This is a genomic window from Gordonibacter pamelaeae 7-10-1-b (assembly GCF_000210055.1).
Taxonomy (GTDB): Bacteria; Actinomycetota; Coriobacteriia; order Coriobacteriales; family Eggerthellaceae; genus Gordonibacter; species Gordonibacter pamelaeae.
Genome location: NC_021021.1, coordinates 1,689,061 through 1,690,122, shown reverse-complemented (window position 1 = coordinate 1,690,122; position 1,062 = coordinate 1,689,061). Strand labels below are relative to the sequence as shown.

Below are 1,062 nucleotides of genomic sequence, written 5' to 3'. Positions count from 1 at the left end.
GTGCTACAATCGCCGGCAGAGCAAGCCGAGCAGAGCATCTGCGGGAAGGAGCGCCCATGAACATCGCGGTTCTCGAAGGATATGTGAACAATCCCGGCGACCTTAGCTGGGACGCCCTCGAATCGTACGGCACCGTCACCGTGTACGACCGCACGCCGCGCGACCAGCTGGCGCAGCGCATGGCCGACGTCGACGTCGCCGTATCGAGCAAGACGGTCTGGGACGCCGAGGCGCTCGGCTGGGCGCCGCGCCTCAAGATGATCGCGCTCACGTCCACCGGCTACAACGTGGTCGACCTCGATGCGGCGCGCGCACGCGGCATCGTGGTGTCGAACGTGCCGGCCTACTCCACGCCCGACGTGGCGCAGATGACGTTCGCGCTCCTGCTGGAGCTGTGCCTGCACGTGGGCGAGCATTCCCGGCTGGTCATGGACGGCGACTGGACGCGCGCCAAGGACTTCTCGTTCTGGAGCACGCCGCTCGTGGAGCTGGCGGGGAAGACGATGGGCATCGTCGGCATGGGCAGCATCGGACAGGCGGTGGACCGCATCGCCCGCGCCTTCGACATGCCCGTGGTGTTCGAGAACCGCTCCCCCAAGCCGCAGCTGGAGGGCGACGGCGTGCGCCAAGCGGGCTTGGACGAGCTGCTGGCCACGGCCGACGTGGTGTCGCTGCACGTGCCGGCCACGCCCGAGACCGAGCACATGATGGATGCCGCGGCGCTCGCCAAGATGAAGGACGGCTCCTACCTGCTGAACACCGCGCGCGGCTCCCTCGTGGACGAGCAGGCCGTGGTGGACGCGCTGCGCTCGGGCAAGCTGGCCGGCTTCGGCGCCGACGTGGTGTCGGTGGAGCCCATGCGCCCCGACAACCCCCTGCTCCAGGCGAAGGGCGCCAACATCGTCGTCACGCCCCACATCGCCTGGGCCACCCACGAGGCCCGCGAGCGCCTGCTGGCCACCGTCGCCGCCAACGTGGGGGCCTTCGTGGACGGCCGCCCGCAGAACGTCGTCGACTAGGACGGCTTGCGAACCACCGGGCAACGCGCGGGGGGGGCCGGCT

Annotated in this window: 1 protein-coding gene; it reads left to right on the top strand. The window is 70.1% G+C overall.

What is annotated here, in order from left to right; genetic code table 11:
• The first annotated feature begins 56 nt into the window (after nt 1-56).
• Nucleotides 57-1,019, top strand: coding sequence for a D-2-hydroxyacid dehydrogenase (locus GPA_RS07875; protein ID WP_015539532.1), 963 nt, complete (start codon nt 57-59; stop codon nt 1,017-1,019).
• The last annotated feature ends 43 nt before the right edge of the window (nt 1,020-1,062 follow it).